Origin of the sequence: Weissella kandleri (assembly GCF_045504165.1) — a bacterium.
GTDB lineage: Bacteria > Bacillota > Bacilli > Lactobacillales > Lactobacillaceae > Weissella > Weissella kandleri_A.
The window spans coordinates 1-306 of record NZ_JBJJNY010000036.1; the positions used below are offsets into that span (position 1 = coordinate 1).

At 49.7% G+C, this 306-nt stretch carries 1 rRNA gene; it reads right to left on the reverse strand.

The features are described from left to right. Positions 1 to 306, reverse strand: a 16S ribosomal RNA gene (locus ACJQWY_RS06910); the annotation flags it as partial.

Here is a 306-nt window from a genome sequence, read left to right on the forward strand (position 1 = left end):
CGCTTGGAACATACGTATTACCGCGGCTGCTGGCACGTATTTAGCCGTTCCTTTCTGGTAAGATACCGTCACACATTGAACAGTTACTCTCAATGTCATTCTTCTCTTACAACAGTGTTTTACGAGCCGAAACCCTTCATCACACACGCGGCGTTGCTCCATCAGACTTTCGTCCATTGTGGAAGATTCCCTACTGCTGCCTCCCGTAGGAGTATGGGCCGTGTCTCAGTCCCATTGTGGCCGATCAGTCTCTCAACTCGGCTATGCATCATCGTCTTGGTGAGCCTTTACCTCACCAACTAACTA